Origin of the sequence: Halococcus morrhuae DSM 1307 (assembly GCF_000336695.1) — an archaeon.
Lineage (GTDB): Archaea > Halobacteriota > Halobacteria > Halobacteriales > Halococcaceae > Halococcus > Halococcus morrhuae.
Genome location: NZ_AOMC01000113.1, coordinates 20,243 through 34,847, shown reverse-complemented (window position 1 = coordinate 34,847; position 14,605 = coordinate 20,243). Strand labels below are relative to the sequence as shown.

Genomic DNA, 14,605 nt, shown 5'->3' with positions numbered 1-14,605 from the left:
CCTCGCGCCATCAGAGATGTGTATAAGAGACAGGAGCCGACGTACTTCTGGACGATCGTGACCGAGGCGATCAGCAGCACGACGACGCCGACGTAGCTCTTGATGTACACGTCGGGGATCGAGAACTGGAAATAGGTCAGAACGACAGAGACGACGACCGCGAGCACGCCGACGCCGACGATGATCCCGAGTACGCGCGTCGCCTCGACCGCCGAATCGTTGTCGAGGCCGAACTCGACGTTCTGGAACTCGTTGTGGAAGAGCCCGGAGACGATGCCGGTCGCCGCCTCCGAGAGGAGGAGCACGGGCGTCACCGCGAGCGGGTCGTAGCCGAGAACGAACAGGAGCGCGCCGATCGTCGCGCCGAACCCCATCCCCGAGGCCGAATCCAGCGTCTCGAAGACGAACGCCGAGACGACGATGACCGGGACGAACAGACCGACCGAGTCGGCCGATTCGGGCGTGAATCGCGGGACGACGAACGCGGTGAGGGCCCAGAGCGATATCGCGTACACGACCAGCGCGATCCCGATGCGTCGCCAGTTGGCCCGGTCGAGTCGGAGGCGATCGCCGAGCGGGAGTGTGTCGAGCTCCCGTGCGAGCGCGCCGATCCGTCCGAACCAGGTTGTTCGTCAGACATTGGTTATCGATCGGTTTTCGATCGATGAAGGAAATACGATCGCCTCCAACAGTATTTGCATCCATCTATGACGCTGCCGGCGGCCGATTCGTGCCTATTGGTACCAGCCGCCCCTCAACATTTAACAGAGGTCCACCCGTGTCATAGCGTGGAGGAGAGACCAATGTCCGAACGATCCAATCCGGAGCTTCCACCGCTCCCATACGACTACGACGCCCTCGAACCGCATATCTCCGAGCAGGTGCTCAACTGGCATCACGATACCCACCATCAGGGGTACGTCAACGGTCTCGACAGCGCCGAAGAGACCCTCGCGGAGAACCGCGAGTCCGGCGACTACTCCTCGACGGGTGGCGCGCTCGGCGACGTGACCCACAACGGTAGTGGACACTATCTCCACACCATGTTCTGGGAGAACATGAGTCCGAACGGCGGCGGCGAACCCTCCGGGGATCTCGCCGACCGCATCGAGGAGGACTTCGGCTCCTACGAGGGCTGGAAGGGCGAGTTCGAGGCCGCCGCGTCGGCTGCCTCGGGCTGGGCGCTCCTGATCTACGACCCGGTTGCCGACCAGTTGCGTAACGTAGCCGTCGACAACCACGACGAGGGCGCGCTCTGGGGCGCTCATCCCGTGCTCGCGCTCGACGTCTGGGAACACTCGTACTACTACGACTACGGTCCCGACCGCGGTAGCTTCATCGACGCCTTCTTCGAGGTCGTCGACTGGGACGCTGCCGAGGACAACTACCAGAAGACCGTATCGAACCACGAGTAAACCCCCTCAGTTCACGATTTTTTTGACGTCCACCCGATAGTCACAACGCTCGCTCGACAGCGGCGCGAGTCGGCGAAACGTTATCCGAGCCCTCGATGAACAGCGAGCATGGCCGCATTCCTCACCCCACCACCTGTCGAGCGAGGTGATCGCGTTGCGGTCGTCGCACCGGCATCGAACGCGCCCGCATCCGCCCGATTCGTCTACGAACTCGGGCTCGAACGGATGAGCGGGACGTTCGATCTCGAACCGATCGAGTACCCGACCGCGACCGCCGATCCGGAGTGGCTCGCGGACAATCCCGAAGCGCGCGCCGAGGACGTGATGGACGCCTTCCGCGATCCGGACGTCTCGGCCGTCATCGCCAACATCGGCGGTCACGACCAGATCACGATACTTCCGTATCTCGACGGCGACGTGCTTCGCGAGCACCCGACGCGGTTCTACGGCTACTCGGACAACACGAATCTGGCCCTGTTTCTCTGGAATCAGGGGATCGTCTCGTACTACGGCGGCTCGACGCTGCTCGAATACGCGATGGACGGCGAACTGTTCGACTACACCGAAGAGTATCTCCAACGCGCGCTCTTCGAGAAGTCGATCGGCGAGTGGGAAGAGGCCGACGAGTTCACGGACGAGGCCGGCGACTGGGAGGACCCCGAATCGATCGAGACGACGCGCGAGATCGAGCGGTCCGACGGCCGAACCTGGCGTGGCGGCGACGAGACAGTCTCCGGTCGGATTTGGGGCGGCTGCTACGAAGTCCTCGTCGAGCAGTTCCTCGCCGACCGCTACGTGCCCGACCCCGACGCGCTGAACGGCGCTGTTCTCGCACTGGAGACGAGCGAGATGATCCCCGATCCAGCCGTCGTCGGAGCGAACCTCCGGGCGCTCGGCGAGCGCGGGTTGCTCGAACGATTCGACGGCGTTCTCGTCGGGCGCGCCGCCGCGCGTTCACATACCGAGAAACACCCACGGGAGTGGCGAGTGGAGTACCGAGAGCGCCAGCGCGACGCGATCACGGATGTCCTCGAAACCTACAACCCGGACGCGCCGGTCGTCTTCGATTGCGAGTTCGGGCACACGTATCCGACCTGTCCTGTTCCAATCGGCGGCCGAGTCGAGATCGATCCGACGGACGAATCGATCCGACTACTCTGAGGCCGACGACGTTCGTCAGTTCTCGAAGAACGCGCTGGCGACCAGCAGCGGGAAGACGAGCGTCGCCTCGGCCTGGATCTGGGTGTAGTTGCGCTCGTCGGCCTTGATCTTCCCCCAGGAGACGGCCTCGGTCGGTGGCGCGCCCGACAGCGAACCGTCGCCCTCCATCCCCGTCGAGATGTAGATCGCGTAGTCCGCCCCGCCACGGAAGAGGTTCGTCATGATCGCGTGGTGTTTGGGCACGCCGTCGCCCACGGCAATGAGGCCCGTCGTGTCGGCGTCCATCCCGCCCTCGATGAGTGTCTCGTAGTCGTCGAGCAGCGCGATGTCGACGTCGGGATCGTAGCTCTGGCGGTAGTAGTAGAGGAAGTTGCCGACCTCGGCGTCGGTGAGCGCCGGACAGTAGACGGGAACGTCGTTGTCGCTGGCCTGTTTGAGAACCGAGTTCTCGTCGTCGAGGGTAGCCCCGAGTTCGCGGGCGAACGCCGTCGGCGTCCGGATTTTCTCCTCGGCGAAGAAATCGTCGAAGAAGTCGTAGAGATACTCTTCGAGCCAGACGTACCGGTTCGAGGGGACGAAGATGTTGCCGAGCCGGTTGATGCCCTGCTCGCGCAGCGCCGCCTCGTCGGCGTTCCACGACCCCATTTTGAACGGTTTCTGGGTCTTGATGACGTCCTCGGTCAGCGCGCCCGACGTGGTGATGAGTACGTCGACGTAGCCCTCGCGGACGAGCGCTGCGACGACCTCGCGCAGCCCCGAGGAGACGATGTTCGAGGTGCAGGTGAGGTAGGTCGTCGCGTCGGCCTCCTGCATTCGTTCGGCGATATCGATGGCCTCGGCGAGCGCCGTCGCCTGGAACCCCGTCGTCGCGTAGCTCGCGAGCAGCTCCTGGAAATCCACGCCGTCGCGGAATTCGTAGCCGTGCACGTCGGGCGTGTCGAGCGTCTCGTCGCTGCCCGGCACGACGTTCTCGTGTGAGTCGTCGTCCATACGTCGAGAGGGGCACGAGCGCGTTTGAATCGCTCGGGATCGTCTCGTGTGCCGCTCGATTACTCCCGCAAAACGTCGGCGAGAACCGCCCGATAGGTGTCGGCAACCCGTTCGTAGTCGAAGCGGCTGGCGTATTCGCGGAACGCCTCGTCATTCCCGCGCTCGCCGGCGTGCTCGATCGCAGCGGCGATATCCGGGGGACGAGGCTCACAGAACTCGGCGTACTCGCCGAATCGTGCTTCGGCGCGGCCGCGTGCCTGCACCACCGACAGCCCCGCCGCGGCGTATTCGAGGACCTTCAGCGTGTGCGGGTCGTCGACCAGCGAGACGCCGACGTCGGCGGCGTGGAGATAGCCCGGGATCGACCTGTGGGGCACCGTTCCGAAAAAGACGACGTTCTCGCGTTCGCCAGCAACGCGCTCGACGGCCGACGCGAGCGATCCCGTCCCGAGCACGACCAGCATCCAGTCGTCGAGATGATCCATTGCTGCGAGCAGTTCCTCGACGTGATAGATCGGTTCGAGACCGCCGACGTAGATCGCCAGCCGTTCGTCGGCATCGACGCCCGCCTCGCGGAGTCGATCGCGGGCGGCCGCGACGATCCCGGGATCGGGGTTCGCGAAGCGCTCGTAGCTCACCCCGAGATCGGTTTTCGTCGTTTCGCGGGCGTAGCGTGAGACCCGCCTTCGCTCCTCGTCGTAGACGTAGAGGGTGTGGTCAGCTAATCGGAAGGCGAGGTTCTCCGCGGCTCGCACCGCGAGCGAGAGCGGTCTTCCGTGTGTGTCGGCGAACTGTCGGATGGGGTCGATGTGATCGACGACGAACGGCGTCCCCAGGGATTTCAGCAGCGCGCCCGCGAACGCACCGGAGCGGGTCGTGCCGAGAACCGCGTCATACTCCTCGCGCTCACGCAACGACTGGAACACCGTTCGTGGCGTCGTGCCCCGAAGCGTCACGTCGAACCCATTGGCTTCGAGTCGGTCGGCGATGCGCCGGCGACCGACGCTGATGTTCGCGGGCTTGTCGGGCGTGAGCCAGAGCACCCGCGGGCCGTCGCGCTCGCTCGTCCCGTCCTCACTCATCGCTCGAACTCGTCGGGCGGGCTGAGGATACCGTAACAGTAGCCGAGTCCAACCAGAATCGTGAACGCTACGAGCGAAACTAGCTGGAGCAGCTTCCCTCTGGTCGGTTCGTGGAACAGTTCCCGGAGCCGATGGGGAAGGAAGTCGGTGAGCAGTCGGCCGAGAAAGGCGCTCTCTTCGCCGGTCGAATCGGGAACGAGTTCCTCCATCGCGCGCTTGGAGTAGCCCTGCCAGAACGCGCGGTCGGCGAGCCAGCGCGGTTTCGTCCGGTAGTCGAAGACCTTGTGCGCGACCTCGGCGGCCGGCACGTAGTGGACGCCCTCGCCGTACTCCTCGCTGAGTCGGGCACAGAGTTCGGTTTCACCACCCTGAAGATTCTTGTCACCTTTTCGGCCGCCGATCGCGGGGTCGAACCCGCCGAGATCCGTGAACGCCTCGCGGCGAAAGGAGATGTTCGAACCGAACGTGTTCCTGACCTCACCCTCGCTCTCCTCGTCGCCACCCGGCCCGAATCCGCGGTGGGTGACGCCGACGAGCCAGTAGAACTCCGCGGGGAGGAAGGACGGCTTGCCGGCGATCCACTCTGGCACCATCCGTCCGCCGACCGCGAGCGCGTCTTCTCGCTCGTAGACCGCGACGAGCCGCTCGATCCAGGCCGGATGGGCGCGCGCGTCGTCGTCGAGGAAGGCGACGATATCACCAGTGGCGAGCTTCGCGCCAGTGTTCCGGCTTTCGAGCAGGCCGCGGTTCTCGTCGTTGAGATGAATCAGAACGTCGTCGTGGCTTCCATAGGTCTCGCGGACGCGCTCTGCGAGCGCCGGCGTGCCGTCGACGACGACCACGAGTTCGGTCGGATGGCTCTGGGCGAGCACGCTGTCGGCCGCGTCGCGAAAGCGTCCGAACGACGCCTCGTCGTAGGTGCAGAGCACGACTGAGACCCGCATGTCGCCCTCTGTGGGGGGTCGGCGGATAGCTGTTTCCGTTCGTCGTCACGCCCCTCAGTCCCTCGTACGGCGTTTCACAAGCCTTATGCGCGCTTTGTGACTGGATACGGCCAATGAGTCAACGCAGGGAGCAGCTCGCCGAACGGCTCCCGGATTTCGGGCCGCTGCTCGACCGGGTCGAAGGGATATATCATATCCCTCTGCTGCTCGCGCTCGCCGGGTTCATGCTCTGGATCCGCGTTCGCAACTGGCGGAACTTCCTCGTCGGCGGGCAGGTCTACTTCAGCGGCAACGACGCGTGGTATCACCTCCGGCAGGTCCGCTACGTCGTCAGACACTGGCCAGAGACGATGCCGTTCGACCCGTGGACGAGCTTTCCGACCGGGACGAGCGTCGGCCAGTTCGGCACGCTCTACGACCAGCTCGTCGCCACCGTCGCGCTGATCGTCGGCGGTGGCAGCCCCTCGGAGGGAACGACGGCGCTCGTCTTGCTGTTCGCACCGGCCGTCATCGGGACACTCGTCGCGATTCCTACCTACTATCTCGGCAAGCGCTTCGGCGGCCGGTTCGGCGGGGTCATCGGCGTCGCGATCCTCGCGCTCTCACCGAGCACGTTTCTCAGTCGCTCCGTCGCGGGCTTTTCGGATCACCACGCCGCCGAGGTGCTCTTCCAGGTGCTCGCGGTCGCGGCGATCGTCATTGCGCTCGCGGTCGCCGAGCGCGAGAAACCAGTCTACGAGCAGTTCGTCGAGCGCGATCTCGCGAACCTTCGCCGGCCGCTCGGCTGGGGCGTTCTCGCCGGCATCGCCATCGTGCTCTACGTCTGGGCGTGGCCGCCCGGCCTCCTGCTCGTCGGCATCTTCGGCATCTTCCTGCTCGTCGTGCTCCCGATCGAGTATCTCCGCGGCGAGAGCCCCGAACACGTCGCCATCGTCAGCGCGGTCGCGCTCACGGTTGCGGGCATCGGCTTCCTGATCTCGTTCAACACCGTCGAGGTGAGCGTGACGAACTTCTCGCTGCTCCATCCGACGATGGCCTTCGCGGGCGCGATCGGCTGTGTGTTCATGTCGTGGCTCGCACGCAAACTCGAAGCGCGCGACCTGCCGCGGCTCTACTACCCCGGCGTGATCCTCGGTCTCTTCGTGCTCGGCGCGCTCGTGATGGCGATCGCCCTGCCCGATCTGTTCTCGTTTTTCGTCAGCCAGCTCGAACGCGTCGTCGGCTTCGGGTCGAGTGCGACCTCGCTGACGGTCGGCGAGGCGATCCCGCCGCGCAACCCCGGACAGTTCCTCCTCGGCTCCTATCGGCTGGCGCTGGTGACGGCGATCGCCGGCGCGGCGGTGATGATCCTTCGGCTCGCCCTCGGGCGCAGCCGCGAGCGCGCTGGCATCCTGTTCGTCCTCATCTGGGCCGTGCTCATGACCGCCGCGACGCTGACCCAGCAGCGGTTCAACTACTATCTCATCGTTCCCGTCGCCGTTCTCAATGCGTACTTCGTCGGACAGGTGCTGCAGTACGTCGGGTCGACGGACGCGCGCTCCAATCTCCGCAACCTGGAGGCCTACCAAGTGCTCTCGGTGCTCGCGGTCGTTCTCCTCATCACCGCGCCGCTCGCCATCGGTGGCAGCGCGAGCGCGACGGCCGCCGGGGACTACGCCGACCAGCAATCCGGCGTCGGTCAGAGCATCACCGGCTGGGACAGCAGCCTCGACTGGCTGGCGAACAACACGCCCGCCGAGGGGACCTACGGCGGCGGCAACGAGTCGATGGACTACTACGGGCAGTACGACAGAACGGACGACTTCGACTATCCCGACGGGGCCTACGGCGTGCTCTCGTGGTGGGACTACGGCCACTGGATCACGACGCTCGGCGAGCGGATCCCGACGGCCAACCCCTTCCAGCAGAACGCCGGGCAGGCCGCGAACTTCCTGCTCGCGCCCAACGCCTCGCGCGCGAACGAGATCGCACGCACCAAGGACGGTCAGGGCGTGCGCTACGTGATGGTCAATTGGAAGCAGGCCGATCCGGCCGGCGCGGCGCTGTACAGCGTGCCGTTCACGTGGTACAACGACGGCCCGCTGTCGATCTACGACGATCTAACGCCGATCGCCAGCCAGTCGAGCGGTCAGCAACAACCCACGACGGCGTTCCTGGCCTACGAACAGCGCCACTACGAGACGATGCGCACGCGGCTGTACACCTACCACGGCAGCGCGGTCGAGCAGAAACCCGTCGTGCTCGACTACGAGAGCCCACAGCGGCTGTCGAACGGGAGCCTCCGGAGCGCGTTCACCCCGTCGGGCAACGAGAGCGCTGTCAAGCGCTTCGACAACATGTCCGCCGCACGCCAGTTCGTCGAGGAGGACGGCACCGCCCGGATCGGTGGCGTCGGCAGCTATCCCCAGGAACGCGTGCCGGCGCTCGAACAGTACCGATTGGTCCACGCGAGCCAGGAGAACGCCATCGGCAGCGCGGGTGGTCCGGGACCGCTCTACCGGAGCGCGCTCCAGCGCCTCCAGACGACCGGCCTGAACGCCACCGAACTGTTCGAGACCCCGACGAACTGGGTCAAGACGTTCGAGCGCGTCGACGGGGCGACCGTCGAGGGACAGGGACCGCCGAACAGCACGGTCGAAGCGACCGTCGAGATGCGAATGCCGACCACGAATGACACGACGTTCAACTACACACAGCAGGCCGAGACAAACGCACAGGGTGAGTTCACCATGACGCTGCCGTACTCGACGACCGGCTACGAGCAGTGGGGCACCGAGAAGGGCGCGACGAACGTCTCGGTGCAGGCGACCGGCCCGTACAGCTTCCGGACGCCTGTGACGAGCACTGACGGGAACGCCAGCCGGTGGACGGCGACCGCCGACGTGCCCGAAGGCGCGGTCATCGGCCGCACGAACGGGACCGTCTCGGTCGATCTCAGCGAGACGTCGGTCTCGGCACCGGCGAGCGCGAACGATTCGGCCGGCAACGCGACGGCCGGAAACGCCTCGGGAGGCAACGCAGCAGCCGGCAACGCTTCGGCATCGACGAACGCCTCGTCGGGAGCGACGAACATCTCGACGACCACGAACGGCTCGGCAAGCGCGCTGGCGGCTCCCGAGGCCGGTGTGCCGACTCGGACACGAGTGGGGATAGACGGATGAACGCCGGGCGCGAGCTGCTCACGGTCTACCTGAAGGGGATCTTCATGGGTGCCGCCGACGCGGTGCCCGGGGTCTCCGGCGGGACGATCGCGCTCATCACCGGCATCTACGAACGGCTCATCCAGGCCATCACGAGCCTCGACCCGCGCGCGTTGCGCCATCTCCCGCGACTCCACCGCCGACGCGGCCGCGCCGAGTTCCGGGCGGCGCTCGTCGCGATGGACATCCCCTTCCTGCTCGCGCTCGGACTGGGGATCGTCACCGCCATCGTGAGCGTCGCGCGCCTCGTCCATATCGCCCAGCGAGCCTATCCCGGCCCGCTGTTCGCGTTCTTCTTCGGGCTGATCGCCGCGAGCGCGATCGTTCTCGCCGATCACGTGTCGCTCGATACCACTCGCCGGATCGCGGTCGCAGTCGGCGGGTTCGTGTTCGCCTTTCTCGTTTCCGGCGAAGTGAGCAGCGCCGTGCCGAACTCGCCGCTGTTCGTCTTCGTCGCGGGCGCGATCGCGATCGCGGGGATGATCCTCCCCGGTGTCTCCGGCGCGTTCTTCCTGCTGTTGCTCGGCCAGTACACCTACCTGACCGAGACGCTCACGGAGTTCACGAACGCGCTCGCCGCGCTGGCCACCGGCGGGAGCGTCGCGGCGCTCGTCGAACCCGGGATCGTCGTCGTCGCGTTCGGCATCGGAGCCCTGATCGGACTGTTCTCGATCGCCTACGCCATTCGATGGGCGCTCGCGAACTACCGCGAGGCCACCCTCACCTTCCTGGTGAGCCTGATGGTCGGCGCGCTCAGGCTGCCCGCGATAAAGGTACTGAACAACACCCCGGATACGACGCCGATGGCAGTCGGCAGCGTCCTCGCGGTCGCGATCGCCGGCGGCGCGCTCGTCGTACTCGTCGATCGGTTCACCGAGGACATCGAGTTCGCCTAGGGTATTAGCTCGCCGGCAGTTGCAGGCAGAACCCCGACGATGCTGTCGTGTGTCTGAAACGAGTGGAGGGGATGGAAATGAGTCCACTGCCAGAGGACGTGCAGCTGCCGTCCGGTTGGGTCTGCAAGCGCATCGATGCGGACGAACTCGTCTTCGCACACGGCACGGGCGGGCTGGAGGTCGAGGCAACGTGTGTCGACGGAGCACAACCGCTCCCGTTCGAGCTGACGCAGTGTTGGGAGGTCACCTGTCGTCTGCGTGCACGGGAGTCAGCGAGTGAGTGCTCGATCGGACGAGTGACGACGCGCGCGGCGGCCGTCGAGGCGCTGCAGTCGTGCATGGAGCAGGCGAACCGCCTCGTTCGACGGGACGGGTCGACCGACACGCTCACCCCGGGTGCCATCGCCGGCGAGATCGACCTCCGGGGTGAGATCCCGTCGGCGACATCGGGCCGTGACACGACCCACCGAACGACGCTGCGACACTGACGAAACCGACGGACAACACCTATTACCGGCCGGGGGCAACCCCCGGCGATGAAGAACGTCGACGACCTCATCGAGAGCGCGAACGAGCTGGCGGGCCAGGGTCTCTCGAACGGCGAAATCGCCGACGAGCTGAACGTCTCCCGCGAGACGGCGAGCTGGCTGGTCGACCGCGGTGAGGGGAGCGACACGACCACCCGGGAGTCGTCGGACGCGCTCGAAGACATCCACGTCGACTGGAGCGCGCTCGGGCGCGACAGCACCCGTCTCGCCGACGTCGGTCACGCGATGGCCGATCTCCTCGGGGGCGAGGACGTCGATCTCGTCGTCGGGATCGAGAAGGCCGGGACGCCGCTGGCGACGACCGTGGCGCTCGAACTCGACGCAGATCTCGCGGCGTACGCACCCCGGAAACACCAGTGGGAGGAGGGTGATATCGACGATCTGAGCGGGAGCTTCTCGCGGAATTTCGCCGAGATCCGTGGCCGGGACTGCTACGTGATCGACGACACCATCACCAGCGGCACGACGATGACCGAAACGATCGACGCCATCACCGAGGAGGGCGGCAGCCCGGTCGGCTGTGGCGTGCTGGTCGACAAGCGCGGCGTCGAGGAGCTGGAGGGCGTCCCCGTGAAGTCGCTACTCCAGGTCATCCGTGTGAGCCGCGAGGAATAGTCGTCGACGGATGCGCCGGCGTGGAACGGACGGGTCCACCGAACGGCGCAAGGCCGGACCGCGAGCGACACGCAAGGACGGCTCCGAGCGCTGGGTCGAAACCGTCTTCTTCGGTCTTGCGGAGGTCGTCACGTTCGGCTTCCCGACGCTACTGGCGCTGCTCGATGCGCCGTTCAACGCCGAGTTGAAGTTCGCTGCGCTGGTCGCCGTCACGACGCTTTCGCTCGCCATCGGGACGGCCCGCTGGAGCGAGTCGTTCGACTGGCCGCCGTTGAGCTACGGGACGGCTCTCGTTCGTATCGTCTACCACAGCCTGGCCATCGCGCTTGCAGCCGTCGGCGGCGCGGCGATCGACGTACTCGCCGGTTCCACGCTCGGATCGCTCGCGGTCGCGGCGCTCCTTTCGATCGGTGCCATCCGACTGTTCCCTCGGCTGATCGCCGCACTCGACCGACTGCCGCCGTGGTGGCAGTGGGGCCAGTAGTGGAGATCAGCCGTCCCCGTGAAGGACCACGATAGAAATATCGGCAGAACACAATATTCAAGTTCGAGTAAACCTTTCATACAGCTATGGATTGGCAGCACCGCAGAGATCGCACGAGAGCCGAGGAGAAAAACGATGAAGCCACATCGGGAACGAGCTGGTGGTTCGTCGCCGGCGCGGTTCCCGGCGCATAACCTGCTGACTTCCGCCACGAGTTTCCCGCTCTTCTCATTCAGAATCAGCGCGGAACGCAGCCACCGCTTCATGATCGGGCAGCGCGGCGATCGCCCCCTGTTCGGTCGTCGTTAGCGCGGCGACGGCGTCGGCGAACGCGAGCGTCTCGTCGAGCCGTTCGCCGTTCGCGAGTCCGTACAGCACTCCTGCGAGGAAAGCGTCACCCGCACCCGTCGTGTCGGTCGGCTCAACCGCGTAGCCGCCGTGCTCGTACTCGGCGGGTCCCCACGGCGCGCCCCCGTCGGCGACGACACGCGCACCGTCCGCTCCGCGAGTCGAGACGACGGTGTGTGGCCCGGCATCGAGCAGTGCGTCGGGCGGTTCGTCGGCGAAGCGCGTGCCCGCGAGGTCTTCCTCGGAGACCTTGCAGACGTCGGTGAGCGCGAGCGCGTCGCCGAGCACCCGCTCGTAGGTCGCCGTATCGGCCCAGAGCTCCGGTCGCCTGTTCGGATCGAGGACGATCGTACAGCCGTGCTCGCGCGCACGCTCGGTGAAGTCGAGCAGCCGCGAGCGTGCGGGCTCGCTCGCGAGCGCGACGCCGCCCAGAACGACCCACGAAACCGTCACAAGCGCGTCGTCATCCACCACGCCAGGGTCGATGTGCTGATCGGCGGTCGCGGTGCGATAGAAGGAGAAACTCCGGTCAGCGTCGGCGTCGTGGGCGACGAACGCGAGCGTCGTCCGATGCTCTTGGTCACGGGTGAGAAATCGGTCGGTGATCCCTTCGGTGGCGAGCGTATCAGCGAGGAACTCGCCGAAGGCGTCGGTCGAGAGGTTCGAGAGGAACCACGGCCACTCGCCGAGGCGTGCAAGCGCGATGGCGACATTTGCCGGTGCGCCGCCCGCCCGCCGGCTGAACCCCTCGACGTCTTGGAGCGGCCCTGATTGATCGGGCAGGAAATCGACGAGCGCCTCGCCAGCGACGAGGATATCGGGATCGGGCATACCTGATCGTGTCGGCGGGAGCTATTTGAACATCGCCCACCATGTGCTTCGACCGCCCGTTCTGGATTTTCGGTATCGTTCGGGAGCGGCGCTCACTCCAAGTCCGCTCGGCTGAACGAGTGATAGCCAAGCGCCAGCGGAATCAGAATCCAGAGGGCGAGAACCACGAACCCGTACCAGTCGACCCAGAAACTCGTCTCCAGGTACGGAAACATCGTGATCGAACGGACATCCGGGATAACCGCGATCGTTGCGTGGGCGAACGCTGTCGACGGGTTCAGATACTTGAGCAGCGACACCCACGCCGGGAGCGCCCCCGGCTGCACCGCGTAGCCGACGAAGACGATCTGGAGCAGCGTCACGGCCGCATCCCACAGCAGCAGGAACGTCACGTACACCGTGGCTGCACCGGCGAGCGCCCGATATCTCGATTTCGTGCTCGCGGAGAACCCGATCGCGATCGAGATGCAGACCGCCGCGTAGAGCATCGAGAGCAGCGTGTATGCCACGAATTCGGTGAGCGCGAAGGAGTCGTACGAGAGCACGGCGATGAGGGCGGCACAGCCGTAGCCGATCGCGATCGCGACCGTCACGACCGCGGTCCGACCGACGAGTTTCCCGACGAACACTTCCCGTCGCGTGTTCGGCAGCCCGAGGAGGAGTTTGATGCTGCCGCTCGCACGCTCACTGGCGATCGCCCCGTAGCCGACGACGAGGCCGATCAGCGGGACGAAAAAGACCGACGGCTGTCGCATGCTGTTCAGCAGCGCCAGCGTGCTGCGATCGCCGGCGGCGGTTCGATAGAGGTTCGGGATCCACTGGATGGCCGCGAAGAAGACGCCGAAGGCCACGAACAGCACGACGAGTCCGGCGAACGTGTACGAACGACCGGCATCCAGGAATTCCTTCTTGGTGACGGCGACGACGCTCATTCTCCTGTCGTCGTTCCAACTTCTTATTAATGCTACCGATTCGATCGTTCGTCTTACTACCTCCTTTCTGAAATCGGCTCGATTCGCGCGGGTTCCACCGACTCGACGATCAGTCGAGATCGACGTCGATCCACTCGCCGGCGCGCGCGGACTCGTAGGCGGCTTCGGTGACGGCGGTGACGCGCAGCGCGTCGTGGACGGTTGCAGGCGGCGCGCTCCCTTCCTCGATGGCTGTGAGGAACGCTTCGGCCTTGTTCACCTGACCATCGTGGTCGATGTACGGCACGTGTTCGGTGTTCTCTGTATCGACGTCGGTGACGCTGCGGGGCTCCCACTGGCGACCGTCGAGCGAGACCGCGCCCTCGTCGTTCCAGAGGTGGATGTGCTCGCGAACGCAGGGGAGATCGCCCGAGACCGAGACGTTCGCGGTCGCGCCGTTCGCGAACTCGATCAATACTGTTGCCTCGCTGTCGACGCGCCGCTCGTCGTCGACGAACTCCATGCGCGAGAAGACGGCCGTCGGCTCCAGCCCCGAGGTCCAGAGCAGCCCGTCGAGCAGGTGGCTGCCCGTGTCGTAGAGCATGCCGCCGCCCGAGAGATCGGGGTCCGTCCGCCAGGTGTCGGTGAACTGAGGCAGCCAGTCCTGGGTGATCTCGGCGGTGATCCACGTCGGTTCGGAATCCGCGAACCGCTCGCGCGCGGAGATGAAGGCCGGGTTGAGGTGGCGCTGATAGCCGACCATCAGCGTTCGGGAACTCTCCACGACGCGCTCGGCGATCTCCTTCGCGTGGCCGAGATCGGTCGCCAGCGGCTTGTCACAGAAGACGTGGAGATCCGCGTCGAGCCCCGCCATGATCTGCTCGTAGTGGAGCGTGTGCGGCGTGCCGACGAGGATCGCGTCGAGCGCCGCGTCCGCGATCATCTCCTCGTAGTCCTCGTAGAGCGCTTCCGATGGGACCGAAAACCGCTCGGCGGCGGTCACGCGCCTGTCAGCGTCGATCTCGGTGATCGCCGCCACCGTCGATTTCGGATGGTGATGGAACTGGCCGCCGACGGTCGTCCCGATATACCCGGTGCCGATGAGTCCCACGCGGAGAGGCTGGTCGTTCGTCATCGTCGAAACAAACCGTGAGCCGCGGATAAGCGTACTGTCGCCGGC

Annotated in this window: 13 protein-coding genes and 1 pseudogene; 7 read left to right on the top strand and 7 right to left on the bottom strand. The window is 65.8% G+C overall.

Annotated features, from left to right (window positions below):
* Positions 1-515 (bottom strand): annotated as a pseudogene (locus C448_RS09420) (sulfite exporter TauE/SafE family protein); the annotation flags it as partial.
* A gap of 288 nt (positions 516-803) precedes the next feature.
* Between C448_RS09420 and sod the strand changes: the two are divergent.
* Together sod and C448_RS09410 are read left to right on the top strand one after the other, a co-directional pair.
* Positions 804-1,415: a superoxide dismutase gene (gene sod / locus C448_RS09415; RefSeq protein WP_004054132.1), complete on the top strand. Its 612-nt coding sequence runs from the start codon at positions 804-806 to the stop codon at positions 1,413-1,415.
* 108 nt (positions 1,416-1,523) lie between these two features.
* Positions 1,524-2,576 carry a S66 family peptidase gene (locus C448_RS09410; RefSeq protein WP_004054131.1) on the top strand — a complete coding sequence of 351 codons (1,053 nt, stop codon included), beginning with the start codon at positions 1,524-1,526 and terminating at the stop codon, positions 2,574-2,576.
* A gap of 15 nt (positions 2,577-2,591) precedes the next feature.
* Here C448_RS09410 and C448_RS09405 read toward each other — a convergent pair whose 3' ends face one another.
* Genes C448_RS09405 through aglG form a run of 3 tightly spaced genes read right to left on the bottom strand, consistent with a single transcriptional unit; the run spans position 2,592 to position 5,592 of the window.
* Positions 2,592-3,566 carry a deoxyhypusine synthase gene (locus C448_RS09405; RefSeq protein ID WP_004054130.1) on the bottom strand — a complete coding sequence of 325 codons (975 nt, stop codon included), beginning with the start codon at positions 3,564-3,566 and terminating at the stop codon, positions 2,592-2,594.
* Positions 3,567-3,625: 59 nt separating this feature from the next.
* A complete protein-coding gene (locus tag C448_RS09400; RefSeq protein ID WP_004054129.1) occupies positions 3,626-4,648 on the bottom strand; it encodes a glycosyltransferase in 1,023 nt (340 codons plus the stop codon).
* Entirely contained in the window at positions 4,645-5,592 is a 948-nt protein-coding gene (gene aglG / locus C448_RS09395) for a glucosyl-dolichyl phosphate glucuronosyltransferase (protein ID WP_004054128.1), read from the bottom strand. The genes C448_RS09400 and aglG overlap by 4 nt, the downstream gene beginning before the upstream one ends.
* Positions 5,593-5,705: 113 nt before the next feature.
* On the opposite strand from aglG, the gene C448_RS09390 reads away from it, so the two are divergent.
* The 5 genes from C448_RS09390 (at position 5,706) to C448_RS09370 (ending at position 11,335) form a co-directional block, all read left to right on the top strand.
* Entirely contained in the window at positions 5,706-8,753 is a 3,048-nt protein-coding gene (locus tag C448_RS09390) for an oligosaccharyl transferase, archaeosortase A system-associated (protein ID WP_004054127.1), read from the top strand.
* Complete coding sequence (locus C448_RS09385) at positions 8,750-9,688, top strand: DUF368 domain-containing protein (protein WP_004054126.1); 939 nt, start codon at positions 8,750-8,752, stop codon at positions 9,686-9,688. The genes C448_RS09390 and C448_RS09385 overlap by 4 nt, the downstream gene beginning before the upstream one ends.
* 77 nt (positions 9,689-9,765) lie before the next feature.
* Positions 9,766-10,176, top strand: coding sequence for a hypothetical protein (locus C448_RS09380; protein ID WP_049916220.1), 411 nt, complete (start codon positions 9,766-9,768; stop codon positions 10,174-10,176).
* A 48-nt stretch (positions 10,177-10,224) separates the two neighbouring features.
* Entirely contained in the window at positions 10,225-10,851 is a 627-nt protein-coding gene (gfcR, locus tag C448_RS09375) for a transcriptional regulator GfcR (protein ID WP_004054124.1), read from the top strand.
* 10 nt (positions 10,852-10,861) lie between these two features.
* Positions 10,862-11,335, top strand: a complete 474-nt coding sequence (locus C448_RS09370) for a hypothetical protein (protein ID WP_004054123.1) — start codon at positions 10,862-10,864, stop codon at positions 11,333-11,335.
* Positions 11,336-11,563: 228 nt separating this feature from the next.
* Here C448_RS09370 and C448_RS09365 read toward each other — a convergent pair whose 3' ends face one another.
* The 3 genes from C448_RS09365 to C448_RS09355 form a co-directional block, all read right to left on the bottom strand.
* Positions 11,564-12,514: a carbohydrate kinase family protein gene (locus C448_RS09365; protein ID WP_004054122.1), complete on the bottom strand. Its 951-nt coding sequence runs from the start codon at positions 12,512-12,514 to the stop codon at positions 11,564-11,566.
* A gap of 92 nt (positions 12,515-12,606) precedes the next feature.
* Positions 12,607-13,446 carry an ABC transporter permease subunit gene (locus C448_RS09360; protein ID WP_004054121.1) on the bottom strand — a complete coding sequence of 280 codons (840 nt, stop codon included), beginning with the start codon at positions 13,444-13,446 and terminating at the stop codon, positions 12,607-12,609.
* A gap of 109 nt (positions 13,447-13,555) precedes the next feature.
* The gene (locus C448_RS09355) at positions 13,556-14,560 is read right to left on the bottom strand and encodes a Gfo/Idh/MocA family protein (protein ID WP_004054120.1); all 1,005 of its coding nucleotides are present in this window, start codon (positions 14,558-14,560) and stop codon (positions 13,556-13,558) included.
* Positions 14,561-14,605: the final 45 nt, after the last annotated feature.